At 68.7% G+C, this 25,922-nt stretch carries 18 protein-coding genes and 1 tRNA gene; 4 read left to right on the top strand and 15 right to left on the bottom strand.

Features of this window, described 5'->3' with window-relative positions; genetic code table 11:
* Positions 1–14: 14 nt before the first annotated feature.
* Genes ligA through D4766_RS12605 form a run of 4 tightly spaced genes read right to left on the bottom strand, consistent with a single transcriptional unit; the run spans position 15 to position 5,990 of the window.
* Positions 15–2,075, bottom strand: a complete 2,061-nt coding sequence (gene ligA, locus D4766_RS12620; RefSeq protein WP_120717762.1) for an NAD-dependent DNA ligase LigA — start codon at positions 2,073–2,075, stop codon at positions 15–17.
* Complete coding sequence (locus D4766_RS12615; RefSeq protein WP_162935769.1) at positions 2,072–2,956, bottom strand: alpha/beta hydrolase family protein; 885 nt, start codon at positions 2,954–2,956, stop codon at positions 2,072–2,074. Before D4766_RS12615 ends, ligA begins: the two co-directional genes overlap by 4 nt.
* Positions 2,953–4,617 carry a DNA repair protein RecN gene (recN, locus tag D4766_RS12610; protein ID WP_120717760.1) on the bottom strand — a complete coding sequence of 555 codons (1,665 nt, stop codon included), beginning with the start codon at positions 4,615–4,617 and terminating at the stop codon, positions 2,953–2,955. Before recN ends, D4766_RS12615 begins: the two co-directional genes overlap by 4 nt.
* A gap of 32 nt (positions 4,618–4,649) precedes the next feature.
* Positions 4,650–5,990 carry a bifunctional diguanylate cyclase/phosphodiesterase gene (locus tag D4766_RS12605; protein WP_120717759.1) on the bottom strand — a complete coding sequence of 447 codons (1,341 nt, stop codon included), beginning with the start codon at positions 5,988–5,990 and terminating at the stop codon, positions 4,650–4,652.
* A 79-nt stretch (positions 5,991–6,069) separates the two neighbouring features.
* On the opposite strand from D4766_RS12605, the gene D4766_RS12600 reads away from it, so the two are divergent.
* Together D4766_RS12600 and D4766_RS12595 are read left to right on the top strand one after the other, a co-directional pair.
* On the top strand, positions 6,070–6,894 hold the full coding sequence (locus tag D4766_RS12600) for an NAD kinase (protein WP_120717758.1): 825 nt from the start codon (positions 6,070–6,072) through the stop codon (positions 6,892–6,894).
* Between the two features lie 76 nt (positions 6,895–6,970).
* Positions 6,971–7,045 (top strand) — tRNA-Asn (locus D4766_RS12595).
* A 25-nt stretch (positions 7,046–7,070) separates the two neighbouring features.
* Here the strand turns inward: D4766_RS12595 and D4766_RS12590 are convergent.
* The 3 genes from D4766_RS12590 to D4766_RS12580 all read right to left on the bottom strand — a co-directional run bounded on the left by D4766_RS12590 (position 7,071) and on the right by D4766_RS12580 (position 11,021).
* A complete protein-coding gene (locus D4766_RS12590) occupies positions 7,071–7,829 on the bottom strand; it encodes a sulfite exporter TauE/SafE family protein (RefSeq protein WP_120717757.1) in 759 nt (252 codons plus the stop codon).
* A 59-nt stretch (positions 7,830–7,888) separates the two neighbouring features.
* On the bottom strand, positions 7,889–10,651 hold the full coding sequence (secA, locus tag D4766_RS12585; protein ID WP_120717756.1) for a preprotein translocase subunit SecA: 2,763 nt from the start codon (positions 10,649–10,651) through the stop codon (positions 7,889–7,891).
* A 94-nt stretch (positions 10,652–10,745) separates the two neighbouring features.
* On the bottom strand, positions 10,746–11,021 hold the full coding sequence (locus D4766_RS12580) for a hypothetical protein (protein WP_162935768.1): 276 nt from the start codon (positions 11,019–11,021) through the stop codon (positions 10,746–10,748).
* A gap of 93 nt (positions 11,022–11,114) precedes the next feature.
* Here D4766_RS12580 and argJ point away from each other — a divergent pair, with 93 nt between their 5' ends.
* Together argJ and D4766_RS12570 are read left to right on the top strand one after the other, a co-directional pair.
* Positions 11,115–12,338 carry a bifunctional glutamate N-acetyltransferase/amino-acid acetyltransferase ArgJ gene (gene argJ / locus D4766_RS12575; protein WP_120717754.1) on the top strand — a complete coding sequence of 408 codons (1,224 nt, stop codon included), beginning with the start codon at positions 11,115–11,117 and terminating at the stop codon, positions 12,336–12,338.
* A 34-nt stretch (positions 12,339–12,372) separates the two neighbouring features.
* Positions 12,373–13,191 (top strand): inositol monophosphatase family protein, encoded by an 819-nt coding sequence (locus tag D4766_RS12570; RefSeq protein ID WP_120718230.1) that lies wholly within the window; start codon positions 12,373–12,375, stop codon positions 13,189–13,191.
* On the opposite strand, the gene trxA is transcribed toward D4766_RS12570, so the two are convergent.
* From trxA to ahcY, 8 genes are read right to left on the bottom strand one after another with little or no spacing between them, the layout of a single operon-like run.
* Positions 13,188–13,508, bottom strand: coding sequence for a thioredoxin (gene trxA / locus D4766_RS12565; protein ID WP_120717753.1), 321 nt, complete (start codon positions 13,506–13,508; stop codon positions 13,188–13,190). The two genes, D4766_RS12570 and trxA, sit on opposite strands and share 4 nt — an antisense overlap.
* Before the next feature lie 45 nt (positions 13,509–13,553).
* Positions 13,554–17,003 carry a double-strand break repair helicase AddA gene (gene addA / locus D4766_RS12560; RefSeq protein ID WP_120717752.1) on the bottom strand — a complete coding sequence of 1,150 codons (3,450 nt, stop codon included), beginning with the start codon at positions 17,001–17,003 and terminating at the stop codon, positions 13,554–13,556.
* Positions 17,000–19,951 (bottom strand): PD-(D/E)XK nuclease family protein, encoded by a 2,952-nt coding sequence (locus D4766_RS12555; protein ID WP_120717751.1) that lies wholly within the window; start codon positions 19,949–19,951, stop codon positions 17,000–17,002. Before D4766_RS12555 ends, addA begins: the two co-directional genes overlap by 4 nt.
* Entirely contained in the window at positions 19,944–20,663 is a 720-nt protein-coding gene (locus D4766_RS12550) for a nucleotidyltransferase family protein (protein ID WP_120717750.1), read from the bottom strand. The genes D4766_RS12555 and D4766_RS12550 overlap by 8 nt, the downstream gene beginning before the upstream one ends.
* A gap of 10 nt (positions 20,664–20,673) precedes the next feature.
* Positions 20,674–21,660 carry an aminoglycoside phosphotransferase family protein gene (locus D4766_RS12545; protein ID WP_120717749.1) on the bottom strand — a complete coding sequence of 329 codons (987 nt, stop codon included), beginning with the start codon at positions 21,658–21,660 and terminating at the stop codon, positions 20,674–20,676.
* Positions 21,657–22,094, bottom strand: coding sequence for a tRNA (adenosine(37)-N6)-threonylcarbamoyltransferase complex ATPase subunit type 1 TsaE (gene tsaE, locus D4766_RS12540; RefSeq protein WP_120717748.1), 438 nt, complete (start codon positions 22,092–22,094; stop codon positions 21,657–21,659). Before tsaE ends, D4766_RS12545 begins: the two co-directional genes overlap by 4 nt.
* The gene (locus D4766_RS12535; protein ID WP_120717747.1) at positions 22,091–24,430 is read right to left on the bottom strand and encodes a PAS domain-containing sensor histidine kinase; all 2,340 of its coding nucleotides are present in this window, start codon (positions 24,428–24,430) and stop codon (positions 22,091–22,093) included. The genes tsaE and D4766_RS12535 overlap by 4 nt, the downstream gene beginning before the upstream one ends.
* Positions 24,431–24,480: 50 nt before the next feature.
* On the bottom strand, positions 24,481–25,905 hold the full coding sequence (gene ahcY / locus D4766_RS12530) for an adenosylhomocysteinase (protein ID WP_120717746.1): 1,425 nt from the start codon (positions 25,903–25,905) through the stop codon (positions 24,481–24,483).
* Positions 25,906–25,922 lie beyond the last annotated feature (17 nt).

The raw sequence follows: 25,922 nt of genomic DNA, 5'->3' as shown, positions 1-25,922 counted from the left end.
GACCCGTGTCGCCCTCAGCCCGCAGAGCGAACGATTTCCGCCCAAGCGGCTTCGTCGATCACTTCGATACCCAGTTCGGCGGCCTTCCTGATCTTGCTTCCCGCACCAGGCCCGGCGACGACGAGATCGGTCTTCGCGCTGACCGAACCGGCCGCCTTTGCGCCCAGCCGTTCGGCTTGTGCCTTCGCCTCCTCGCGGCTCATCGTTTCGAGCTTACCGGTGAAGACCACCGTCTTGCCGCTCACCGCGCTGGCGGTCGTCTCGACCTCGTAACGCGGCGGCGAAACCTCACTCAAGAGGTCGTCCCAGGCCGCTTTGTTGTGGTCCTCGTGGAAAAAACCGCCCAGCGCCTCGACCACGACGGGGCCGACGCCGTCGATGGCCGTCAGTTCCGCGGCGGCCTCTCCGTCGCCGGCGTGCGCCCGCTCGGCGAGATCGCGGATCGTCGGCAGGTCGTGGAAGCGTTTAAGCAGGTCCCGCGCAGTCACCGCGCCCACGTGCCGAATGCCGAGTCCGAAGAGCAGTCGTGCCGCGTCAGGCGCGCGTTTCGCCTCGATCGCGGCGAGCAGGCTGGCGACCGACTTCTCCTGCCATCCTTCACGCCCGATAAGGTCATCGCGGTGGTTCTTCAGGCGGAAGATGTCGGCCGGCCCTCGCGACAGCCAGCCAAGATCCATGAACTCGGCGATGGTCTTCTCGCCCAGACCCTCCATATCGAGCGCGGCACGGCCGACGAAATGGCGCAGGCGCTCGAACTGCTGGGCGCGGCACACGAGCCCGCCGGTGCAGCGCACGTCGACCTCGCCCTCCTCGGCCACCGCCTCGCTTCCGCAGACGGGGCAGCGATCGGGGAAGTCGTAGGCTGCCCGCCGTTCGTCACGGCTCAGGTTGTCGACCACTTGCGGAATCACGTCGCCGGCGCGCTGAATCACCACCCGGTCGCCCGGCCGCACGCCCAGCCGCGCGATCTCGTCGCGGTTGTGCAGCGTGACGTTCGTTACCGTTACCCCACCGACGAGTACCGGCGCGAGCCGGCCGACCGGCGTCAGCTTGCCGGTGCGCCCAACCTGGATGTCGATCGCCTCGAGCGTCGTTTCGGCGCGCTCGGCCGGAAACTTGTGCGCGATGGCCCAGCGCGGAGCCTTGCCGACAGCGCCCAGACGCGCCTGCAGCGCCAGGTCGTCGACCTTGTAAACGACCCCGTCGATATCGTAGGGCAGCTTCGCACGCCGGTCCCCGATGCTGCGGTAATGCTGCAGCAATTCCTCGACGGTACCGCACCGGATGAGGTCGGGACTGACCGGAAAGCCCCACTCCGCCAGCCGCTGCATCATGGCGTACTGGCTATCTTCGGGCACCTCGCTCGCCGCGCCCCATCCGTGGGCCCAGAACCCGAGCGGACGCCGGGCAGTGACGCCCGCGTCCTTCTGCCGCAGCGATCCGGCGGCCGCATTGCGCGGCGTTGCGAAGACCTTTCCGCCAGCCGCTTCCTGCGCGGCATTAAGCGCGGCAAAGTCCTGTTTCGACATGTATATCTCGCCGCGGACCTCGAACAGCGAAGGTACCCCGGCGGGCAGCTGTTCCGGCACATCGGGAACATGCGCGACGTTCGCCGTGACGTCCTCCCCCACCTGCCCGTCGCCCCGCGTAGCAGCGCGCACGAGCCTGCCATCCTCATAGCGAAGCGAACACGACAACCCGTCGATCTTGTCTTCCGCCGTGAAGACTAAAGCCGCATCGTCCGGCAGGTTTAAAAACCGCCGAACCCGCGCTGCGAATTCGGCGACCTCTTCGTCGGAAAACGCATTGTCGAGACTCATCATCCGAACCGCGTGCGTCACCTTCGACAGCGGCGAAGCGGCAATCTCGTGTCCCACCGCCTGCGACGGCGAATCGCCGCGAACGAGGTGCGGAAATTCGGCTTCCAGTTCCGCGTTCCGCCGCACGAGTGCGTCGTATTCGGCGTCGGTGATCTCGGGCGCGTCCTCGGCATGGTAGAGCCGGTTGTGGTGCGCGATCGATTTGGCGAGCCGCATCAGTTCGTTGGCGGCGTCGGCTTCCGTGATGTCGCTCATCGCCCCCTCAGCACTTTCAGTATCGCCGGTTCGTTGGCGAGGTAGACGGGATCGCCCGGGGTGATGATCGAGAAGTGGCTCGCACCCGCGTTTTCCCGGACCGTGGCCGCGGCGCCTGCACTACGAACCTCGGCGAGGGAGGAAGGCGGCGGCGCGGGAAGCTTGGCCTGCACGAAAAGAACTTCCGACACGCGAGGCCGGGGCGCGATGGGGGCGAACGGGTTGCCGCCCATGAACGGCGCGATCGAGGAAAACTCGCACAGGGCGTCGAACGCACCGGCCTCGCGCCCGAGATCGCCCGGCCCGTCGAGCACGATCGCCGCGCGCGCAGAGGTCGCCGAACGCGCGCCGACCGGTCCCCGCGCATCCTGATCCTCGGCCAGCCACAACGCCGGCAGCGCCCCGGCCGAGTGCCCCACGAGGGTGACGCGAGACCGATCGATCGGGTAGGCCTCGGCCGCGCGGTCGATAAGGGCCGCCGCCGCTGCCCAATCGGCGAACGAGCCCGGCCAACCGCCGCCGTCGCCGACCTCGCGGTAATCGACGTTGAGGGTCGCGATGCCCGCCTTCTGCCACTGCGTCGCCAGCGGGCTCATGTAGGCCTGATCGGCGATGCCGTACTTGAAGCATCCCCCGTGGAAGAGGACCGCGAGCGGAAACGGCCCGTCGCCCGCAGGCAGCCGCAGTTCGGCGAACCCGCGCGGATGATCGGCATAGCGCAGCACGGCGTCGGGCTTGGACGGCGCGACGTTCGCATCGGTGCCCCACATCGCGCCATTGGCGCCGGACTGCTCGGGCGTTTCGATCATCGTTTCCTCCGGTGCGTCGTTCCTGCACCCGGCGAGCGCGACGAGCGCCAGTATGCAGGCAGCGATCCTCACACGCCCTCCAGCAGCCGGTCCGCCTGCGCCCGCGCTTCGTCGGTGACTTCGGCGCCCGACAGCATCCGGGCGATTTCTTCCTGCCGCTCGCCGGTGCCGAGCAAGGCGACCGAGGTCCGTGTCACCGTGCCGTCGCTCGACTTGTGGATCACGTAATGCGTCCGCCCGCGCGCCGCGACCTGGGGGCTGTGGGTGACGACGAGCACCTGCCCGCCTTCGGCCAGCCGCGCGAGCCGTTCGCCGATCGCGCTCGCCACCGCGCCGCCGACGCCGCGATCGATCTCGTCGAAGATCATCGTCGCCGCCCCGCCCCGTTCGGCGAGGGCGACCTTGAGCGCGAGGATGAATCGGCTCAGTTCGCCGCCGCTGGCAATCTTGTTGAGCGGGGCGAAATCCGCGCCTGGGTTGGTCGCGATCAGGAACTCGACCGCGTCGATCCCGTGGGGACCCCAGCGGTCCTCCGGCAATTCGGTCACGGCGGTTCGGAAGCGGGCGCTGTCGAGCTTGAGTGGAGCGAGTTCGGCGGCGACCGCCGCGTCGAGCCGTCCGGCGGCCGCGACGCGGGTCTCATGGAGCGACCGCGCCCGCTGGCGATAGGTCTCGCCCAGTTCTTTCGTCGCCAGCGCCAGCGAATCGAGTTCCGCCTCGCCGCCCTCGATCGCGTCGAGCGCGAGGCGGAATTCGCGCATCCGGTCGGGCAGTTCGTCGACCTCGCAGCGATGTTTGCGCGCTATCGCCCGCAAATCGAACAGCCGGGTTTCCGCCCGTTCGAGCGCCAGCGGGTCGTGGACCAGCGCTTCGGCCGCGGCGGTCAGCCGGTCTTCCGCCTCCCCCGCTTCGATCACCGCACGGTCGAGCGCGGATAGGGCCTCGGCCAGCAGGGGGTGCTCTTCGGCGATCCGGTCGAGCCTGCGGGCCGCCACCCGCAGCGCTGCAAGCGGCGAATCGGAGCCTTCCCAGATATGGCGCAGTTCTTCGAGATCGCCCGACAGCCGCTCGCCCTTCTGCATCGCGGCACGTGTTTCGGCGAGGCGCGCTTCCTCGCCCGCCTGCGGTTCGAGCGCGGTCAGTTCGGCAAGATGCGCGAGAAGCAGATCCTGGTCGGCCTGCGCCGTTTCGACTCGCTCCCGGGCCGCGGACAGCCGGTCCTCCGCCGCGCGCCATTCGGCCCAGGCGCGGGCGACCCCGCCGCCCTCCCCGCCGGCGTAGCGGTCGAGAAGCAGGCGATGCCCGCGCGCATTGGCGAGGCCGCGGTCGTCGTGCTGACCGTGCAGTTCGACCAGCGCAGGCGCGATCTCGCGCAGCAGGGCGACGCCCACCGGCTGGTCGTTGACGAAGGCCTTGCTGCCACCGTCGGCCTTCAAAGCGCGGCGAATAATGAGCGGCTCCCCCGGCTCGATCTCGATATCGAGGGCGTCGAGCGCATCGTGCACGGGCGCGGGCAAGGCGGGAAATTCGAAAGTCGCGGCAACGCTAGCGCGGTCCTCGCCCGCGCGCACCAGGCCGGTGTCGGCGCGGTCGCCCAGCACGAGGCCGAGCGCGTCGAGAAGGATCGACTTGCCCGCCCCCGTCTCGCCGGTGAGCACGCCCAGTCCGCCGCGAAAATCGAGGTCGAGGGCCTCGATCAGCACGATGTTGCGGATGGTCAGGCGAACGAGCATTGCACGCCGTCTAGCGCAGCGCCGCGCCCCCGTCACGCATCCGTGCGCGCCTTCCCACCGGTCCGGATCAGGGCGCGAAATTCCTCCGCCGGCAACGGCCGCGACCGCAGGAAACCCTGGTAAAGCGCACACCCTTCCTCGGCGGCGATGGCGCGCTGCGCTTCGCTCTCGATCCCTTCGGCCACGACCGACAGCCCCAGTGCCCGGGCCAATGCGACTATCGCACGCAGGACGGCGCGGTCCCGCGCATCGTCCTCGATCCCTTCGATCATCGACCGGTCGAGCTTGAGCGCCGACAGCGGCAGCAGCTTGAGATAGCGGAAGTTGCAGAAACCGCCGCCGAAATCGTCCAGCGCGACGCGCATTCCGCGTCGATCGAGCGCCCGCAAGGTCGCCGCGGCGCTCTCCAGATCGCCCAGCAGCACCTGCTCGGTAATCTCCAGGGTCAGCCGGCGCGGATCGATGCCCGTTTCGTCGACGAGCGCACCGAATTGAATGGCGAAGTCGGCGCTGGCGAGGTCGGCGGGGGTCACGTTGAGCGAGAGGTGCACATCGTCCGGCCATTGCGCCGCCTCGGCCAGGGCGCATTCGGCGATGTGCCGCGAAAGCTGCGCGACGTGGTCGGCGCGCTCGGCGATCGCGAACAGCGCCGCGGCGCCCAGCAGGCCGAGCTTGGGATGGTGCCAGCGCGCGAGAGCCTCTGCCCCGTACAGGCAGTCGCCCGCGAATACGTATTGCGGCTGGTAGACGACCTCGATCTCGCGCGCGTCGATGGCGGCAAGCAGGTCGGCCTCCAGCTGCGCCTGCCGGATGCCGGCGGGGGTGCGCAAGCGGTCCGCCCACAGGATGCGGGCCCCCGGCTTGTCGTGCGCCCGTTCCAGCGTGGCTGCCAGACGGTCTGCGACGTGGCCGGGTTGCTCGCCGGGCAGCACCCGCAGCAAGGCCACGCGCGGCCACAGGCGGACCGATCCCGTACCGGCAAGGCCCGCGATCGGGGCGGCGATCGCATCCCCCAGCGCTTCGCCCAGCCATTGCCAGCGTTCGCGGCTCATCGCTTCGCGCGCGACGACGGCAAACTTGCCCCCGCCTACTCGCGCGGCAAGCCATTCGCCTGTTTCCAACTCGTCCGCCGCGAAGGCGCCGATGCGACGCGCGACCTCGAGCAATGCGCCGTCGCCCGTCGCTTCCCCATAGGCGAGGTTGACCGCATCGAACCGGCCCAGTCCGATCAGGAGGGCGTGGACCGGCGCGGCCCTTCCTTCGCCCGCCTCCGCGCGCCAACGGGCGAGCGTCCCGAGCAGGGTGTCGCCTTCCGCCAGACCCGTTAGCGGGTCGCGGCCGTATGCGCGGATGGTCTCGACGATCGATGCCATGGCACGTCGTAGCGCATCGCGTCGGTCCCCGCGCCCCTGCCGCGACGCGCGTTGCCAAATGGGACGGCCGCCCTTAGCGATGGTTACCGCACGGGGCGGGGTGGAAAGGACACGCGTGAACACCGAGATCGACGCCGGGCGGCTAGCCCTGCTCGCCTCCGATACCGAACGCGCGCAGGCTGCCGCCGACGAATTGCGCGGCCTGCATGCATTCGTGGACCAGGACGACGCCAATGCCGTCGTCGTGCTCGGCGGCGACGGGTTCATGCTGCAGACGCTGCACCAGATGCTCGATGACGGACGGGTGCTGCCCGCCTACGGCATGAATTGCGGCACGGTCGGCTTCCTGATGAACCGGCACCGCAGTCCCGCCAAGCTGATCGAGCGCATCGCCAAGGCGCGCCGGTTCGACATCGCCCCTCTCCGAATGGAGGCGGAAGGACGCAGCGGAGACACCCACGTCGCCTGGGCGATCAACGAGGTCTCGCTGCTGCGGGAAACCCGCCAGACCGCGAAGATCGAAGTCGTGCTGGACGGCAAGACGCGGCTGAAGGAACTGGTCTGCGACGGGGTGCTGGTGGCGACGCCCGCGGGATCCACCGCTTACAACCTGTCGGCCAGCGGGCCGATCCTGCCGCTCGATTCGCAACTCCTCGCGCTCACCCCGATCAGTCCGTTCCGCCCGCGCCGGTGGTCGGGCGCGGTGCTGCCCGAACGCAGCCGCGTCGGCTTCCGCGTCATCGAGCCCGACAAGCGGCCGGTCTCGGTCGTCGCCGACCAGCGCGAGTTCCGCGACGTCGCCGAAGTGAACATCGAGATCGCCCGTGAACGCCAGCTCACGCTTCTGTTCGACCCCGGTCATTCGCTCGACGAACGCATCGTCGCCGAACAGTTCGCGGTTTGATGCACGATCGCGCCTGAAACGGGGTTGCCAAGCCGGTGGGCCGCCCATATAGGCGCGCTCCTGCCGATACGGCTGCTCCCCGATAGCTCAGCGGTAGAGTAGGTGACTGTTAATCACTTGGTCGTTGGTTCGAATCCAACTCGGGGAGCCACTTTTCCGCTACCGCACGGCCGCCGCTAGCTGCCCAGCAGCAGCCGCGCCCCCACCCAGATGGTGAGTGCGGCGGTCATCCAGCGGATCCATTTCTGGGGCAGGAAGCGGACCGCCAGCAGGCTGCCGAATTGGCCGCCCACCGCCACCGCGAGGAGCAGCGGCAGGCCGAAGGCGAACGCCGTCCCGATCATGTCGGGGCCGTTCTTGATCAGCTGGCCCGCCAGGCCGAACAGCGAATTCACAAGAATGAACAGGGCCGCCGTCGCCGCGATCGCGCGCGCGGAATTCCAGCGTACGAGATGCAAGAACGGCGCAAGGAAGATGCCGCCGCCGATGCCCACCAGCCCCGCCAGATAGCCGATCGGCGCTGCCAACAGCGGCATCCAGCGGGCGAACCGGCCCGCCCCTTCCGGCTCGCCATTCTGCGCAGCGCGGGTAGCCGTCTGGGGTACCAGAAGGGTCATTCCCGTCAGGACGAGACTGGCCCCGAGTATCCCGAGAAACGCGCTCTCCTTGATCGGCGTCAGACCGCCGAGTAAGGCCGCCGGCGCCGCGACCGCGGTGAGCACGATCGCGCCGCGCCACGGGGTGACGCCGGCCCGCGCAAAGCGGATGGTGCTGCCCGCGACGACAACCACGTTGCACAGCAGCGAAATTACCGGCAGCAGGCGGAAATCGACGCCCGACAGCGCCAGCAGGGCACTGTAGGTCGATCCTCCGCCGAACCCGACCGCGGCATAGAGCAGCGCGGTCAGGGCGAAGGCGGCAACGAGTAACGGCATCGGATGCGGCTATTATCGCAAGACGGTAAGGGTCGCGATCCGCGCCGAAGGCCGTCGGTTCAGCCTGCCGCCTTGGCGCCTACCGCCCCGTGACAGTGCTTGTACTTGTTGCCCGACCCGCACGGGCACGGGGCGTTGCGGCTGATGTCCTCGCCGGCGAAGGGGTTGTCGGCGACACCCCCCGGACCGGCCGCGGCGCGCGGCGAGCCGGCGAGTGAACCGAACAGCTCCGCCCTCCCTTCCGACCCGTCGCCGTCGTCGGAATTGTCGAAGCCCGTCAGGGGATCGATATGTCCGGTCAGGAAATCGGGCAGGTCCGGCAACGCGAGCGTCTGCGGCTGGTTGAAGCGGAACTGGCTCTTCAGCAGGATCGCCGTCACGTCCTCGCGCAACGTGTCAAGCATGCGCTCGAACAGCATGAACGCTTCGCGCTTGTACTCGTTGATCGGCTGTTTCTGTGCGTAGGCTCGCAGGAAGATCACCTGCCGCAGCGCGTCGAGCGTGCTCAGGTGTTCCTTCCAGTGGTGGTCGAGCCGTTCGAGCAGGATCTGCTTTTCAAGCCGCTTCCACATGGCCGGATCGACTTCGGCGATCTTCGCCTCCATCACCGCGTCGCTTTCGGCGGCGAGGCGTTCCTCGATCAGCTCGGGTTCGACATGGTCTTCCTGCAGCCAGTCGTCGATCGGCGGCGTCAGGCCGAGCACGTCGGCGACCCGTTCCTTGAGACCGGCCACGTCCCACTGCTCGGGGTACGAGCCCGGGGGGCACGCCTCGCCGACCAGCGTGTTGACGGTGTCGTGGCGCATGTCGACCACGACATCGTCGACGGCCTCGGAATCCATGATCTCCGCGCGCTGTTCGTAGATGACCTTGCGCTGGTCGTTCATCACGTCGTCGTATTCGACGACCTGCTTGCGGATGTCGTAGTTGCGCGCCTCGACCTTCTTCTGCGCAGTCTCGATCGCCTTCGACAGCCACTTCGAACCGATCGCCTCGCCGTCCGCAAGGTTGCTGTTCATCATGCGCGAGAACAGCGTGTCGGGTCCGAAGATGCGCAGGAGGTCGTCCTCGAGGCACAGGTAGAACTTCGAGAGGCCCGGGTCGCCCTGGCGGCCCGACCGGCCGCGCAGCTGGTTGTCGATACGCCGCGATTCATGGCGTTCGGTAGCGAGCACGAACAGGCCTCCGGCAGCGAGCACCTTCTCGCGCTCGGCCTTCACCTCGGCCTTGATCCGGTCGACCTCCAGCTGGCGCTTGGGATCGTCCTCTGCCAAGTCCTTGAGCTCGTCCTCGATGCGGAATTCGGCGTTACCGCCGAGCTGGATGTCGGTGCCGCGCCCCGCCATGTTGGTGGCGATCGTCACCGCGCCCAGCCGGCCCGCCTGGGCGACGATGTGCGCCTCCATCTCGTGGAAGCGGGCGTTGAGGACGGAGTGCTTGACGCCCTCCTTCTCGAGGAAGCCCGACAACAGTTCCGACTTCTCGATCGACACCGTGCCGACGAGCACCGGCTGGCCGATTTCCTGCTTCTCGCGGATCGACTTCGCGATCGCCTGGAACTTGTCGACGGTGTTCTTGTAGAACTCGTCCTCCTCGTCGATGCGCTGGACGGGCAGGTTGGTCGGAATCTCGACCACGTTCATCTTGTAGATGTCCCAGAACTCGCTCGCCTCGGTGGCGGCGGTGCCGGTCATGCCCGAGAGCTTGGGATACATGCGGAAATAGTTCTGGAACGTGATCGAGGCCATCGTCTGGTTCTCGGGCTCGATCTTCACGCCCTCCTTGGCCTCGACAGCCTGGTGCAGGCCGTTCGACCAGCGGCGGCCGTCCATCATGCGGCCGGTGAACTCGTCGATGATGACGACCTTGTCGTCCTTTACGATGTAATCGATGTCGCGCTTGAACATCTTGTTCGCGCGCAGCGCCTGGTCGAGGTGGTGGACGACCTGCGTGTTCTCAACGTCGTAGAGGTTGGGCGTCGTCAGCAATCCGGTGCCGGCGAGCAGCTCCTCGATCTTTTCGGCGCCTTCCTCGGTCCAGGTGATGTTCTTGGACTTCTCGTCGGCTTCGTAGAAGCTTTCGTCGATCTCCCGAACGATGGCGTCGATCGAGACGTAGAGATCGGTCTTGTCCTCGGTCGGGCCGGAGATGATCAGCGGGGTGCGCGCCTCGTCGATCAGGATCGAATCGACTTCGTCGACGATCGCGTAGTTGAAGGGGCGCTGCACCATCTGCCCGCGCTCGTGCTTCATGTTGTCGCGCAGGTAGTCGAAGCCGAACTCGTTGTTCGTGCCGTAGGTGATGTCGGAGCCGTATGCCTCGCGCCGCTCGAACTCGTTGAGGTTGGGCACAATCACGCCGACCGTGAGGCCGAGAAACTTGTGGATGCGGCCCATCCAGCCCGCGTCGCGGCTGGCGAGATAGTCGTTCACAGTGACGACGTGGACGCCCTTGCCCTCGATCGCGTTGAGATAAGTCGCCAGCGTCGCGACGAGGGTCTTGCCTTCGCCCGTGCGCATTTCCGCGATCTCGCCGCGGTGCAGCACGATGCCGCCGACCATCTGGACGTCGAAGTGGCGCATGCCGAGCACGCGGACCGAAGCCTCGCGCACGGTCGCGAATGCTTCGGGCAGGATATCGTCGAGGGTCTTGCCGCCGGCGAGTTGCTCGCGGAACTTGGCGGTCTGCGCGGCGAGCTCGTCGTCCGACAGCGCCTGGAGCTGCGGCTCCAGCGCATTGATCTGGCGGACGATCTTGTCGAGCGATTTGACGTAACGGTCGTTGGACGACCCGAACAGGGCCTTGGCGATGTTGTTGATCATGGATGCCCCCGGGGCAGGAATTCATATGGCGGAACGCCCGCCGGGGCGCATGGGCCCGGGCGGCGTCGAGATGACGGTATGAGCGGTGGGCGCGCTATTCGTGCGCGCGGTCGGGACCGAACTGGATCGTCGGGATGTAGATGATCACCGGCTTGCGCTGGCGGCAGCCGGGCTGGACTTCCGTCTTGCTAGCCAGGCTGGGCTTCGATGTCGGCAGCGGACACGGCTGCTGCGCCCCGCCCTGCTGGCTCCCCGAAGACGGGGCATCGGCCGGCTGGCTGAGCGCCGAGAACAGCCGCGCTTCCGCCGGAGCGCCGACTGCGGCGAGCCCGGTGATGAGCGCAAAGGCTGCAAGGATGCGTGCGAGCATGTCGCCAGGTAGATATGCTTTCGCGCGCGCCGCGTCCACCCCCGCCGAGAAACCGCATTGTTCTCGCTGGTCGACCTTCGTAGGTGACAGAGGATGGATAGCGTTTCCCCCCTTGCCCGGCCCTTCCCTGACGCCCCGCCGATCGCCGGCGCGGTTCCGCGCATCGCCCGCGCTGGCTACAAGGACTGGGGTCGCTGCGACCTGACCTACGTCGAACTGGCCGAAGGGACGAGCGTGGCGGGCGTCTTCACGCGCAATGTCTGCTGTTCGACCGAGGTCGAGCTGGGGCGCGAGCAGGTGCGGCTAGGCCGCGCACGGGCTTTGGTGGTGAATGCAGGCAATTCGAACGCCTTCACCGGCTATCGCGGGCGCGAAGCGGTGGAGGCGATCATGGGACAGGTCGCCGCCCACCTCGGGTGCGCCCCGAGCGACGTCTTCGTATCCTCCACCGGCGTGATCGGCGTGCCGTTGCCGGTGGACAAGGCACAGGCCGGTCTCGACGCGGTGTTCGCGGCCGAGCCGTGCTCGTGGGAAGAAGCCGCCGCCACGATCGGCACGACCGATACGTTCGCCAAGGGGGCCGTCGCCACCGCGATGCTCGGCGAAACGAAAGTCACGCTGGTCGGCATCGTCAAGGGCAGCGGCATGATCGCGCCCGACATGGCGACGATGCTGGGTTACGTCTTCACCGACGCTGCGGTCGAGCCTGCGTTTCTGCAGGCGGTGCTGTCGGCCGCGAGCGATGCCACGTTCAACTGCATAACCGTCGACAGCGATACGTCGACCAGCGACACCGTCCTCGCCTTCGCGACCGGGGCCGCCGGCAATGCAGCGCTCGCCGCATCTGACGACGTCGGCGCGGATGCCTTCGCTGCCGCGCTGCACGACGTTTGCCGCCAGCTCGCGCACCTCGTCGTCCGCGACGGCGAAGGGGCGAGGAAGTTCATCGAAGTGGCGGTGACCGGCGCCGACAGCGATGAAAGCGCGCGCCGCATCGGCCTCGCGGTGGCGAACTCGCCGCTGGTCAAGACCGCCATCGCGGGCGAGGACGCAAACTGGGGCCGCGTGGTGATGGCGGTTGGCAAGGCGGGCGAGCCGGCCGACCGCGACCGGCTGTCGATCGGCTTCGGAGGCACCTGGGCCGCGCGCGACGGGCAGCCGCTCGCCGACTACGACGAAGCGCCGGTCGCGGCCCATTTGCAGGGTGACGAAGTGCGCATCGATGTGGAACTCGGCCTCGGGGAAGGCCACGCCACCGTGTGGACATGCGATCTCACCCACGGATACATCTCGATCAACGCCGATTATCGCTCGTGACGCTTCGACAGGCTCAGCATGAGCGGTGGCACTCGTGAATTCCGCGCTTGACGACGAGATCCTCGCCCTCCTGCGCTTCGCGGCGGGAAAGGCGATCATGCCTCGCTGGCGCAATCTCGCCGAAGGCGAGGTCGAGGAAAAGGCGACGGACGATCTCGTGACGATCGCCGACCGCGAGGTGGAGGCGTTCCTGTCCGAAGCGCTCACCCGCCTCGCCCCCGGCGTGGCGGTCGTGGGAGAGGAAGCCGCGGCGGCCGATTCGGCGGTGCTGGGCGCGCTCTCGGGTGCCTGCTGGATCGTCGATCCGATCGACGGCACCGGCAACTTCGCGAAAGGCAGCGGCCATTTCGCGACGATGATCGCACTCGCCGACGGGGGCGAGGCGATCGCGGGCTGGATCTACGATCCCCGCCGCGACCGCTTGTGCCGCGCGCGGCGGGGCGAAGGCGCGTTCGTGGATGGCGAACGCATCTGGACGAGCCCTAGCGGTGTTGCACCGCCCGCGTTGGCGGCGATGACGAAGTTCATGGCGCCCGATCAGCGCGACCTGTTCGAGCGGGACATCCTGCCGCACTACACCCCGGCCGATGCGCCCGGGTGCGCTGCGGAGCAGTATCCGCTGGTCGCGTTCGGCGATCACGACATTGCGATCTACGAACGCACGCTGGCGTGGGACCACGCGGCGGGCGCCCTTTTCCTCGCCGAAGCGGGCGGCCGCTGCGCGCGGCAGGACGGCAGCCCCTACCGCGTCGATACCGACCGAAAGGGCATGATTGCCGCCGCCACCGCGCAGCTATGGGACGAATTCGTCGCCCGGCTCGACCGGTCGGGGTACCGGCCCGGAGGCGATTAGAGCTCGCTTTCGAGCCACTGCTTGAGCGCGCCCTTGGGCGCCGCGCCGAGCTTCTGGGCCACCGGCTTGCCGTCCTTGAAAAGGACCATCAGCGGGATCGACTGGACGCCGATTTCGCCGGGAACGCCGGTGTTCTCCATGATGTCCATCTTGGCGATGGTCACCTTGTCGGACAATTCGTCGGCGATCTCTTCGAGCGAGGGGCCAATCATCTTGCACGGACCGCACCATTCGGCCCAGAAATCGACGAGTACGGGCTTGTCGGCGTCGAGGACGTCGGACTGGAAACTGGCGTCGGTGACGGCGATGGTCGGCATGGGTATCTCCTGTTCGTTGCCCTGACATGTAGGGCGTGTGCGCGATCACTCAACGGGCGGCGGCGGAAAGCTTTCCGATTTGGCGGACAACAGCGCCTTGCGCGCGGCGAGTTCGGCAGCCGGGACCCGGATCAGCTGCGGGGTCTGCGTATAGAGTAGCGCCGCCGCGATCTCCCGCCCCGGATAGATCGCGGCCAGCGCTGCGGCATAGGCGGCCATCTGGAGGAGCGTCCCCTCCGGTACTTCGGCCAGCGATGTTGGCGGCCGGCGCGCGGTCTTGAAATCGACCACGGTGACCTTGCCGGGCTCCACCAGCAACCGGTCGGCGGTGCCCGCGATAACCTGCCCGTCAACGGTCGCGGCGAGCGGCACCTCGGCGAGCGCGGCGGAGGAGAATACCGGCGCGAATTCGGGTTCGGCGAGAACGGCGAGCGCGCTGCCGAGCATTTCGGCGCGATCGCCGGGCGTGAGGTCTGGCGCCTGCCGTTCCAGCCACCGACTTGCCGCCGCCTCGCGTTCGTCCGGACCGATGGAGGGCAGCCGCTCCAGCAGGGCATGGATGAGAACGCCGCGCCGCGCCGCAACGCGCGCCACGTCGGGCGAAAGCGGCGGGTCGGCCGCGGTATCCGTTCCAGCCGACGACGGCGCGAGCGGACGCGGAGGCCGCGGCTCCGGCCCGATCGGCGTGACCGCCCATGCGGGCAAATCGATGGCGGTTCGACCATCAGTGGAAGGCGCGGGTTCGGCAACAGCGGCCCTCGTCCCGCGCTCCAGTCGCGCGCCCCAGACCGGATCGGCAAGCTCGTCGCCCGCGAACAGCGGTCGCAGCTTCGCATACCACGAATTCTCGCTCGGTTCCTTTTCGCGCTTGCCCAGCGCGCCGCCGATAAACAGCGCCTCTTCCGCGCGGGTCATCGCCACATAGAGCAGGCGCCAGTGTTCCTCGCGCTCGGCGGCCCTGGCGGCGGCCTCGGCTTCGGCAACGGGACCGGCTTTCTCTTCCTTGCGCAGCGCGGGCAGCGGGACCGGCGCCCCGCCCCCGCCGATCCGCTGTTCGACCAGCGACAGGTCGCGCCGGGGCGAGCGATCGGGATTGCCCGCCGCATCCGCCAGTATCACGATGGGTGCCTGCAGCCCTTTGCTGCCGTGCACGGTCATCACTCGGACCTGCCCCGCCCCGCCCTCGCTCTCGCGTTTGAGTTCGCCGTCGCCCGCATCGAACCAGGCGATGAACCCGGCCAGACTAGCGGTGTGGGTCGCCGCATAAGCGGCTGCCGCATTGAGCAGTTCGTCGACGGGATCGTTCACTTCGCTGCCCAGCCGCGCGACGAGGCCTTTGCGGCCCTGCCACGGTCCCACCAGCATCCAGTGCAGCAAGGCCTGGGGCAGTTCGTAATCCGCGCGCGCCAGCAGGTCGCGCAGGCGGTCCGCCGTCTCGCGCTGGCGCGGGTGCGAACCATCGCGCAGATGGTGCCACAGCGATCCTTTTTCCCGCCAGCCGTATGCGAGCAGGTCTTCCTGCGTCCATCCCATCAGCGGGCTCACCAGCAGACCGGCAAGGCTGAGATCGTCGAGCGGCTGGGCGGCGAAACGCAACGCGGCCATCAGGTCCTTGACACCCAGCGGCGCGCCCAGCCGCAGGCGGTCCACGCCGGCCACCGGCACGCCCGCCGCGTGAAGGCGCGCAACGATGAGCCCGGCGAGATCGCGCCGCTTGCGCACCAGCACCATCACGTCGCCCGGCCCCGCGTTGCGCCCTTTCGTCAGCGGGAAGCCGTCGCGCATCCAGCCGGCCACCTCGGCGGCGATGCGGTTCGCCATCTCGCGTTCGGGTTCGGACAGCCACTCGTCCGCCGCCTCATCGTCGGCATCGGCATGGCCACTTACCGGCTGCCACAACGTGACGAGGCCGGGTCGGTCGTATCCCTTGTGCGGATCGAGCGCTTCGGCCGGATCCAGTCCGAACTTTTCGGGGCCGATCGTGGCAATCGCGTCGTCCACGAAATCGAGCACCGGCTGGGAAGTACGGTACGACCGGCCGAGACCAAGGTCCTGCAATCGCTCGACATCAGGCTGCTCGTTCGCGAGCCTGTCGATGAGGTCGGCATAGTACCGCTTGGCATCGGCGAAGTTGCGCGGGCTGGTACCCTGGAAGCCGAAGATCGCCTGCTTGTAGTCCCCAACGACGAACAGCGTCCGCTGGACCCCGGGTTTCTGGCCGTCGCCGGAAAAGAAATCGTCGGTGACGGCGCGCACGATATCCCACTGCGCGCGGTTCGTGTCCTGCGCCTCGTCGACGAGGACATGATCGAACCGGCGGTCGAGCTTGTAGCGTATCCAGCCCGACAGCGCGGGGTCGCGCAGCAGGGCGGCTGCGCGGCGAATCTGGTCGTCGAAATCGATCAGTCCTTCGCGCGCCTTCGCCTCGTCCCACGCCAGCGCGAACCGGCGGCCGACCTCCAGCGCCGGGGCGACGAAGCCGGCGAGGTCGAGCAGAGAGCGATGGTCGCGAAGGGCGGCGAGCGAAGCCAGCACCGCTTCGGCGTGCAGCGCATAGTCGGGGTCGTGCTTCTCGAGGCTCTTGAGCGCGCGCGGCTCCCCCTTCTGCGTGAACAGCGCTGCGGCAAGCGTGTCGGCCGCCGTGACGCGGCCCAGCCCGCTCGCGGCGAGAAAGTCGCCGATCGCTGTTAGCGAAGTCTGCGCGGTGCCAGTGCCCCAGGCCGCGTTCGCCGCCTGCATCCGCCCCAGCGCCGCGCAATCGAACACGCCGTCCGCGCATAGTTCCGCGAGGCTCGCTTCGCCGGCATCGGCTGGCAGGCCGAAGAGGGCCAGCACGCGGTCGCGCATCGGCGGCTGCCACCCGGCGGGTCCGGTCCAGAGCTCGCGCGCGGCAGCGCACCGCATCAGCCATCCCGGTACCTCGCCCGGCCCCATCCGCTCGCTGAGCATGCCCAGCGGGCCGAGCACGGCGGTGTCGCCCGCGGCCTCCGCATCGGCGACCATCGCGGCAAGGACCTGATGCGCGAGGACGTCGCGGTCGCGGTCTTCCATCGGACGACTGCCGGGAATCAGCCCGGCTTCGTCGGGGAATGCCGCCAGCAGCCACTGCGAGAATGCATGGATCGTATCGATCCGCAGGCCGCCCCCCGGACAGTCGAGCACGCTGGCGAACAGCGTGCGCGCGCGGTCCCGCGTTTCCGGATCGCCGGGCGCTCCGATGGCGAGGAGGTCTTTGCCGAGCAAGGTGTCGGGCATCCGCACCCAGCTCGCCAGGACGGAGTTCACGCGCTCTGCCATTTCCGCCGCGCCGGCCTTCGTGAAAGTGAGGCACAGGATTGCCGAGGGCGAGACGTCGGGCCGCAGCAGCAACCGCAGCACGCGCGCCGAAAGCACCTGGGTCTTGCCCGTCCCCGCCGATGCCGACAACCAGACGCTGCGCGCCGGGGCGACCGCGTGGGCCTGATTGTCCTGCAGGGGGAAAACCTCGCCGCTCATGCTTCGTCGTCCTGCAGCCGCACCCATTCGTCGAGTCGCATGAGTTGGTCGTAGGTGTCGTAGCCCGGCGCATCCGGGTTCAGCCGCGCGGTGAACGGCTGATCGCCGAGTACCCAGCGGTCGAGCGCATCATCAAGAAAACGCTTCGCTTCGGGCAGGAAATCCTCGGGCGGAATGCCTTTCTGCTTGCGGCCTTCGAGGACGGGCGTGTCGATGTAACCGAAGCCGCCGTCCTTGTTCTTCGCAAGGGACCAGTATTCGAAACGGCTGGGCGACGCGGGCGGACCGAAGGCGCCGCGCTTGACCATGAGGCCCAGCGTACCGAGTTGCAGCGCGTAGCCTTCCTGCACCTGCGCGCCGCTGGGCGGACGGCCGGTCTTGTAATCGACGACCGCGACCGTGCCGTCGGCCAACCTGTCCAGCCGGTCGATGCGCCCCCGGATCGTCACGCCGCGCCACTCGAGCTCGCCCTTTTCCTCGACGAGCTCGGGCACCCGGCCGGGTTCGGCGGCGATTGCCTCCTCGACCCAGCGCAGCGCCTTCAAAAGCCGCGGACGCCACAGCGCGCGCACGAGCGGATGCGCGTTCATGGCGCGCAGTTCCTCCTCCGCAATTTCCGCGAGCGCGCGCCTTTCCTTGTGCCACTTCTCCAGAATGGCGTGGGCCACCTCGCCCTGCCAGGCGGGGCTGGGTTCGGCATCGAGCCCGTCGAGCTCGGACAGTCGCAGAATGCTCGAGGCGTAGAACTGGTAGGGATCGGCCCGCAGGCGATCGAGCCCGGTGACCGACAGCGCCACCTTGCGCTGCGATGCGTCCGGCATCGGATGCGGGCGCGGATAGGGCGGCGCGGGATCGGCATAATCGAGCGCGGCGGCAAGGCGCGGCGCTTCGTCCTCGCGGTGCGCCGGGCCGAGTTCGCCGAGCAGGGCCTGCACCCGCAGGAGGAACCGGCTCGCGATCGCCGGCCCACTCTCGTCGCGGCGCGATCGGCTGAGCACGACTTCGGGCGCGCCCATCGCCGCGGCCAGGTCGTGCGCGGCGAGCCCGATGCGGAAATCGGCGCCCGGTACTCCGAGCGCCCGAAGCACCGCCGGGGCGAGGAGCGGGTCGGTCGCCGGGCGTGCGGGCCAGGTTCCTTCGTTGAGCCCCGCCGCGATAACCAGATCAGCGCGCGCCATGCGCGATTCGATGAGGCCGTATATCGCAACGCGCGGATGCCCGCCGTAGGGCGGCCGCACCGCGATGCCTTCCATCGCATCGCGCAGGACCGCGTGGAGATCGCTTGCCTCCACCATCGTACCGATCTCGCGGGCATGGAGCCGCAGGCCTTCCACGAACTGCGCCAGGGCCCGCCCGTCCTCGCGGTCCCATTGCGCCGAACCGGCCAGCGCCTCGCCCGCCGCCGACAGGCGATCGAGCCAGTCGGCGAGCGGCAGTGCATCGTCGGACAGGAGCGGGCCGAGGACAGCCGCGGCCTCCCTCCACCAATCCTCCACGCGCGCTTCCGTCGCCGTGGCGTGCAACGGCGCGAGGCCCGGCTCTGGCCGGGGACCGCGCAGGCGCTTCTCGAACCGGCGCAAGGACTCCAGCCATTCGCGCCGCCCCGCATCGCGACGGACGAGGGGGTTCGCGAGCGCCCCGACGAGCGCGACCGGTGCGGCGCGTTCGGCGGCCAATTCGGCCAGCTGGAGGAACAGCCGCCCGGCGGTTGTATCCGACAGCGCGCGCCCTGCGGTATCGTCGGCTTCCAGGTTCCAGCGGCGCAGGTGCTGGACCACCCGGCGCGCCAGTCCGCGATCGGGCGTGACGAGAGCCACGCGCCGCTCCGGCAAATCGACCGCCTCGCGGATCAAGAGAGCGATGGCCTGCGCTTCGGCTTCCGGATTGGCGCTTTCCATCAGGCGCACGCCCGACAGCCGGCGCTTGTCCGCGGGCAGATCGACCCAGGCCTTGCTCGCCTGCGGGGGCAGGAAAAGGTTCGAGATCGCGTGGCTCCGCTCCGGCTCCGCCGCGCCGATCCCGCGCCTGTGCCACGGGCGCACTTCCGCCCGGTTCACACCCATCCGGTTGAGCAGGAGCTTGAGGTGGTACTGCGGGTGGGTGACGGCATCGCCGCGCGCGAACGGCGGATCGCCCGGATTGTCGCTCGCCCCCGCCGCTCCTAGTTCGTCCCAGACCGCCTGCGGCATTGCGAGGTCGAGATCGGGCAGGATCACCGCGCCCTGCGGCAACTCGCTGACGACGCGCAGCATGTTTGCCAGTGCCGGGGCCGCGCTGGTGACGCCGGCGGCGACGATCGGGGTCGCCGGCGGGGAGTGCCGCCAGCGCCGTGCCGCATGTTCGAACAGGCGGTTGCGCCGCGCTGCCGCGTCGAGCCGCCCGCTCGCCTGCAGTTCGGCGAGCCACCGCGCCTGGACCCGCGCGAACAGCAGGATCGCCCGCTGCCAATGTTCGGACTGGTCCTCCACCGCGTCGAGCACGCGCTGTTCGAGCAGTTCTTCGGGCCCGATGTCCTCCACCAGCAGACGGTCCATCGTGCGCGCGACATCGCGCGCCAGCGACAGCAGTGCCGCACCGCGCGGCACGTCGCGCCCCGTCGCCGCCATTTCCTCGGCCAGCAACTGCGCCAGGCGCAGCCAGCGCCGGGTCGGATCGACTGCCGGCGCGATGTCCGCGGCTCCCAGCGGGTCGAGCAGGGTGCCCAGCGTCTCGTCGAGATCGAGGTCGCCGACGACCGCCATGCGCGGCATCAGCAGCCCGCCGTCCGACGCGCGCACGAACGCTTCCTGCACGGTGCGCGCCGCGCGGGTCGACGGCAGAAGCAGGGTCAGCCGGGCGAGGCCGACATCCGCGTCCGCGTAACGCGGGATCAGGCCGGCGACCAGCGCATCGGCAAAGCCTCGGTGCGCCGCGATGGAATAGACCGCCGGCGTGCGCGCTTCAGCCACCCCGCAATGCGTCCTCGGTCGGGCGGATCGCCTGCGGCGTGCCGACCTCGAACCACTGGCCGGTGAAGACCGCGCCGTAGAGCCTCCCCTCCTCGATCGCCCGCTGCCACAGCACGTTGGTGCTGAATGGGCCCACCGGCGCGTCGCGCAGCAGGCGATGCGATACGAGCTGGATGCCGGTGTAGATGAACGGCGCGATGTGTCCCGCCTTGCGACGGCTCAGCCGGCCGAGGGTGTCCATGTGAAAATCGCCTTCGCCCCGGAAATTGAGCGCGCGGGCGTGCGGCACCACCAGCAGCAGCGCGTCCATCGCGTCCGGGTCCCACCGCGCGGACAGGTCGGCGAAAGCGTTGCGGGGCCCGTCGAGCCAGATGTTGTCGGCGTTGAGGCAGAAGAACGGATCGGGCAGCAGCCCGGCTGCATGGGCCTTGGTCATCCCTCCGCCCGTTTCGAGCAGCTGCGCCCGTTCGTCCGACACGGCGACCCTGGGCATGTCGCGCAGGGCGAGATGCGCCTCCAGCGGTTCGGGGAGGTAGTGCACGTTCACGACCGCCTTCTCGACACCGGCTTCCGCCAACCGGTCGAGCGCGTGATCGATGAGCGGCTTGCCCGCCACCCGCACCATCGGTTTGGGCTGCGTCGCGGTGAGCGGCCGCATCCGCTTGCCGAGGCCGGCGGCCATGACCATCGCGGTGTCGCTGGCGAGCTTCATCCGCCGGCCTTCACGAAATCGTCCCGCCGCCCGCTTCGCGCAGAGCGCGCGGGATGTTCGCATCGAACCACGCGGCCACGGGCGCGAGTGCGGGGTGCGCGAGATCGCGTTCCATCGCCTCCCACACCCGCGGGATCATCTCGAGATAGCGCGGTTTCCCGTCACGCTTGTACAGCCGCGTGAAGATCCCGACGATCTTTGCGTTTCGCTGCGCGCCGAGCCGGGCGTAGTCGGCCTCGAAATCTGGCCCGGCATCCGTCGCGGCGATGTAGCGGTCGAGCATGGCCCGTTCGAGTTCGGGCGAAACCTCGCGCCGGGCATCCTGCAGCAGGCTCACGACATCGTAGGCAGGGTGGCCGACCAGCGCGTCCTGGAAATCGATAAGGCCCTGCTGACCGCCGGGGAGCAGCATGATGTTCTCGGCGTGGTAGTCGCGCAGCACGGTGACGCCCGGTTGCTGGCGCTCGATCAGCGGGCCGAGGACCGCGAACCACGCCGTCTCGTACCCGGCCACGTCGACGTCCAGCCCCGCGGCGGGCGCATACCATTCGGTCAGCAGCGCCGTCTCGCGCTGGTAGGTCGCAAGGTCGTAAGGCGAGAACGGACCCGGCGGCATCGTGCGGAGCTCGACCAGCGCGTCGATCGCCGCGGCGTAGGCCCCGGTCTCGCCGCCGGGGTTGACGTCGAGCCAGTCGCGCATCCGGTCGTCGCCGAAATCTTCGAGCAGGACCCAGCCTGCTTCGGCTTCCGACGAGAAGATGCCGGGCGCGCGCAGCCCGTGGCTGGTCAGCCAGCCCGCGACATCGAGGAACGGCTGCGGATCCTCGTGCGGGGGCGGAGCGTGCATCAGCATCGCCTTGCGGTCCCCGTCCCGCACCCTGAAGTAGCGACGAAACGAGGCATCGCCGGGGATCGTATCGATCTCTGCAGCACGCCAGCCTGCACGGTCGAGAAAATCGGTGAGGCCCTCGGGGCATCCGGGCGGTAGCTCGCTCATGGCATCCGCCCTAGCCAATCGGCCCCGCCCCGCACAACGGCCCTGCGCCCTTGCCCACGGCTTTCCAGCGCGATTTCGAGGCATTGCGCCTCTCCCGCGAAGCCGCCCGCGTGATCGGGCCATTCGGCCAGCAGCACCGCGCCTTCGCGATAATCGTCGAGCCCCAGTTCCGCGACTTCGCCCGGATCGCGCAACCTGTAGAAGTCCGCGTGGACGACAGCAGGATCGAGGTCGTCGTAGGTTTCGAGGATGGTGAACGTGGGCGACGGCACCTCGCCCGGGTGGCCGAGCGCCCGGAGGACCGCGCGCGCAAGAGTGGTCTTGCCCGCACCGAGCCCGCCCGACAGCGCAACGACGTCGCCAGCCCGCACGCATTTCGCAATCCGCGCGCCGAACGCGTCCATCGCGGCAAGGTCCGGCAGGTCGACCGTCACGGCAGCCAGATCGTCGCGAAGGTGCCCTCGCCGCGCCGGGACACGATATCGAGCGTGCCGCCGTGCGCCTCGACCAGCTGCCGCGCGAGCGGAATGCCAAGGCCCTGCCGCCGTTCCGGCCGCCCGTCGGGACCGGTGGTCAGCCCCTCAAGTGCGCGGCGTAGTTCGTCTTTCGTCATGCCGCGCCCGTTGTCCGACACGACGATCCGCACGCCATCGTTCCTGCGCGACAGATCGACCAGCAGCTTGCCGCCCTCCGGCGTCGCGGCGATGGCGTTGTCGAGCAGTTGCCCGATTGCCCGGCCGAGCTGGCGCGGATCGGCTTCCACCTTGGCCGCGCCGCCTCCGCGCAAATCGAGCGCAAGGCCTGCGGCCACGATCGCCGCCTCGCGGTCGCGCACGACCTGCGTCACGAACGGGAGCAGATCGAGCCGCTCGGTCGCGAGCGGCAGCAGGCCTGCCTCGCTTTGCGACAGGTCCAGCACGTTCTCGACCTGGTCGGTCAGCTTGCGAACCGATTCGAGGATCGCCGCGACGTACTCCTGACCCTGTTCGGTCAGCTCGCCGGCGACCCCCGCCTCCAGCAATTCGGCGAACCCGCCGATCGAGGTCAGCGGCACGCGGAATTCGTAGCTCATGTTGGCGAGGAAGCGCGTCTTCAACTCGTCCGCCGCCTCCAGCGCCTCGGCCCGTTCGCGCAAGGCATCTTCGGCCATCTGCGAATCGGTGATGTCGAGGATCGTAAGGAGGCCGTTGCCGTCGGGCAGCGGCACGCCCGCGATCTCGAGCGTGCGTCCGTCGCCGAGCAGCACGCGCCCGCCGGTCTGCTTGCGATCGAGCGTGGCGCCGCGCACGATCTCGCCGATCGCCTTGGCCTGTTTGGGTTTGGCCAGCAGGGGACCGACTTTGGCCAGTAGTTCGTCCGCGGTGGGATGGCCGTCGAGGTCGTCCTCGGCCAGTCCCCATGCGGCGGCGAACCGGCGGTTCCACAATTGCATGTGTCCGTCGGGCGCGAAGATCGCCAGCGCCTCGAACAGGCTGTCGAAGGTCGCCGTGCGGGTGCGCAGCAAGGTATCGCGGTTGGCGGACAGTGCGAGGCTTTCGGTGCGATCCTCCGCGATGAGGACGAGGCCCCCGTCGGGCATCGGTTGCGCCACGATGCGCAGGTGCGTGCCGTTCGACAGCGGCCATGCTTCCTCGACCGGCGCATCGGCCAGGAACCATTCGCTGCGCTCGGCGCGCCAGGCGGGAAAATCGCGCACCTCGGGCGTCCGCCCGGCCTCGCGCGATTCGCGCAGGAAACGTTCGAACTCGATCTCGCCCGCGCCTTGCCGCAGAGAGAATGCACGGCGGAAGGGCTGGTTGGCCGATTGCAGGCGCCGGTCGGGGCCGAACTGCGCGACGCCGACCGACAGCTGGTCGAGCATCTGGCGCTGCGCCTCGCGGAACGCGCGGAAGCTGCGCGCCTGCTCTTCCATCTCCTCGATATCGACCGCGTAGCCGGCGATGCCTTCGTCGCCCAACGGCAGGTCGCTGACCCTGAGGCTCCGACGCGCCCCGTCGATGGTCGCGGCAACGATCCGTTCGACCGGCGTCTTCTGTTGAGCGGCCTGAATCGCGACTTCGGCGGCGGTGAGTCCGTCGACCGATTCCATCAGTTCGACCTGGTCGGCCACCGCCGCTTCGGCGCTGTCGCGCCCGACCGCGGCGAGGTAGGCGCGGTTGACGAGCTTCAATCGCCCGTCGGGGCCACGGAACCACATCGGCATGGGGGCCGCCTCGATCAGACCGACCAGCGCGGCGAAGTCGCTGCGCGCCCGGCTCGCCTCCGCGCGCAGCTTTGTCAGTTCGTTCTCGCTTTCCGAAAAGTCGAACACCCACAGCAGCGCCGCGCCGCCGGGGGACACCTGCGGATCGGCAAGCGATCCGCGCACGGCGAGACTGCGGCGCGAACCCGGCGGAGTCAGCGCCATGCGAAACGGCGCGGCGGTCTTCTGCGCGCGCACGACGTTATCGGTCAGCGTCGCGAGCTGTTCGGCCGAAAGACCCTTCCCCCCGCCCTGGCTACCGCCGAGCTCGGACAGGTATTGCGGCAGTTTCGGCAGGCCGAGCCAGCCGGCCAGCCGCTCGCTGCCTTCGATCTTCCCGTCAGCGCGGACCAGCAGCGGGATCGCCGGAGCCTCGTCGATCATCCGCGCCATCCGGCGCGCGGCCTTGCGCGAGGCTTCGGCCGCCCGCGCCCTGGCGCCGGCGGCGATCATCAGCCAGGCCGCCCCCGCGACCCACGCCGCGAGCACGAGGCCGATGAGCGCGAGCGCGGTGGGGGTGAACTGCATGCGCGGCAGCTATGCGCGCTGCCGCGCCGATGCAACCTCGGCCGGCAGCGTCAGTAGCGGTAATGATCGGGCTTGAACGGCCCTTCCACCGGCACGCCGATGTAATCGGCCTGTTCCTTCGTCAGCTTGCTCAGCTTCACACCCAGCTTGTCGAGGTGCAGGGCTGCGACCTTTTCGTCGAGGTGCTTGGGCAGGACATAGACGTCGTTGCCGTATTCGCCGCCCTTGGTGAACAGCTCGATCTGCGCCAAGGTCTGGTTTGTGAAGCTGCAGCTCATCACGAAGCTCGGGTGGCCAGTGGCGCAGCCGAGGTTCACGAGCCGGCCCTTGGCGAGCACGATGATCTGCTTGCCGTCGGGGAAAGTGACGAGGTCGGTGCCCGCCTTCACTTCCTTCCACTCGTAATTGTCGAGCGCGCCGATCTGGATCTCGCTGTCGAAGTGACCGATGTTGCACACGATGCTCATGGGCTTCATCGCCTTCATGTGCTCGGCGGTGATCACGTCCTCGTTGCCGGTGGTGGTCACGAAGATGTCGGCGCGGGTCACCGCTTCCTCCATCGTCACGACTTCGTAGCCTTCCATCGCCGCCTGCAGCGCGCAGATCGGATCAATCTCGGTCACCAGCACGCGCGCACCGCCATTGCGCAGGCTCTGGGCGGAACCCTTGCCGACGTCGCCGTAGCCGGCAACGCAGGCGACCTTGCCCGACAGCATCACGTCGGTCGCGCGGCGGATCGCGTCGACCAGCGATTCGCGGCAGCCGTAGAGGTTGTCGAACTTCGACTTGGTCACGCTGTCGTTCACGTTGATCGCGGGGAACGGCAGCTTGCCCTGCTTGGCGAGGCTATAGAGACGATGGACGCCCGTGGTCGTCTCTTCCGAAACGCCCTTGATCGCCTTGACGCTGGCGGAGAGGTAGCCGGGCTTCGCCTTGAGGAACGCCTTCAGCGCGCGAACGAATTCGACTTCCTCGGCGTTCGAGGGCTCGAACAGGTCCTCGCCCGCCTCGACCCGCGCGCCCCACAGCGCGAACATCGTGGCGTCGCCGCCGTCGTCGAGGATGAGGTTGCAGGTGAGATCCGGATCGCCTTCGCTCGACCAGTCGAAGATGCGGCCGACGTAGTCCCAGTATTCGGCGAGGCTCTCGCCCTTCACGGCGAAGACGGGGATATCCTGCGCAGCGATCGCGGCGGCGGCGTGGTCCTGGGTGGAGAATATGTTGCAGGTCGCCCAGCGCACTTCGGCGCCCAGCGCGACAAGCGTCTCGATCAGCACCGCGGTCTGGATGGTCATGTGCAGGCTGCCGGTGATACGCGCGCCCTTGAGCGGCTGCGACGCGCCGTATTCCTCGCGCAGCGCCATCAAGCCAGGCATCTCGGTCTCGGCGATCGCGATCTCGTCGCGGCCGTAGTCGGCAAGGCCTATATCTTTGATGACATAGTCGCGGGCGGTCGTTTCGGCGGTAGTGGCCACTGGTCTTGTCTCCGGGG

It is taken from the genome of Tsuneonella amylolytica (genome assembly GCF_003626915.1).
Lineage (GTDB): Bacteria > Pseudomonadota > Alphaproteobacteria > Sphingomonadales > Sphingomonadaceae > Tsuneonella > Tsuneonella amylolytica.
Note: the sequence above shows the minus strand (reverse complement) of the source record. Positions and strands in the feature narration are given on the sequence as shown.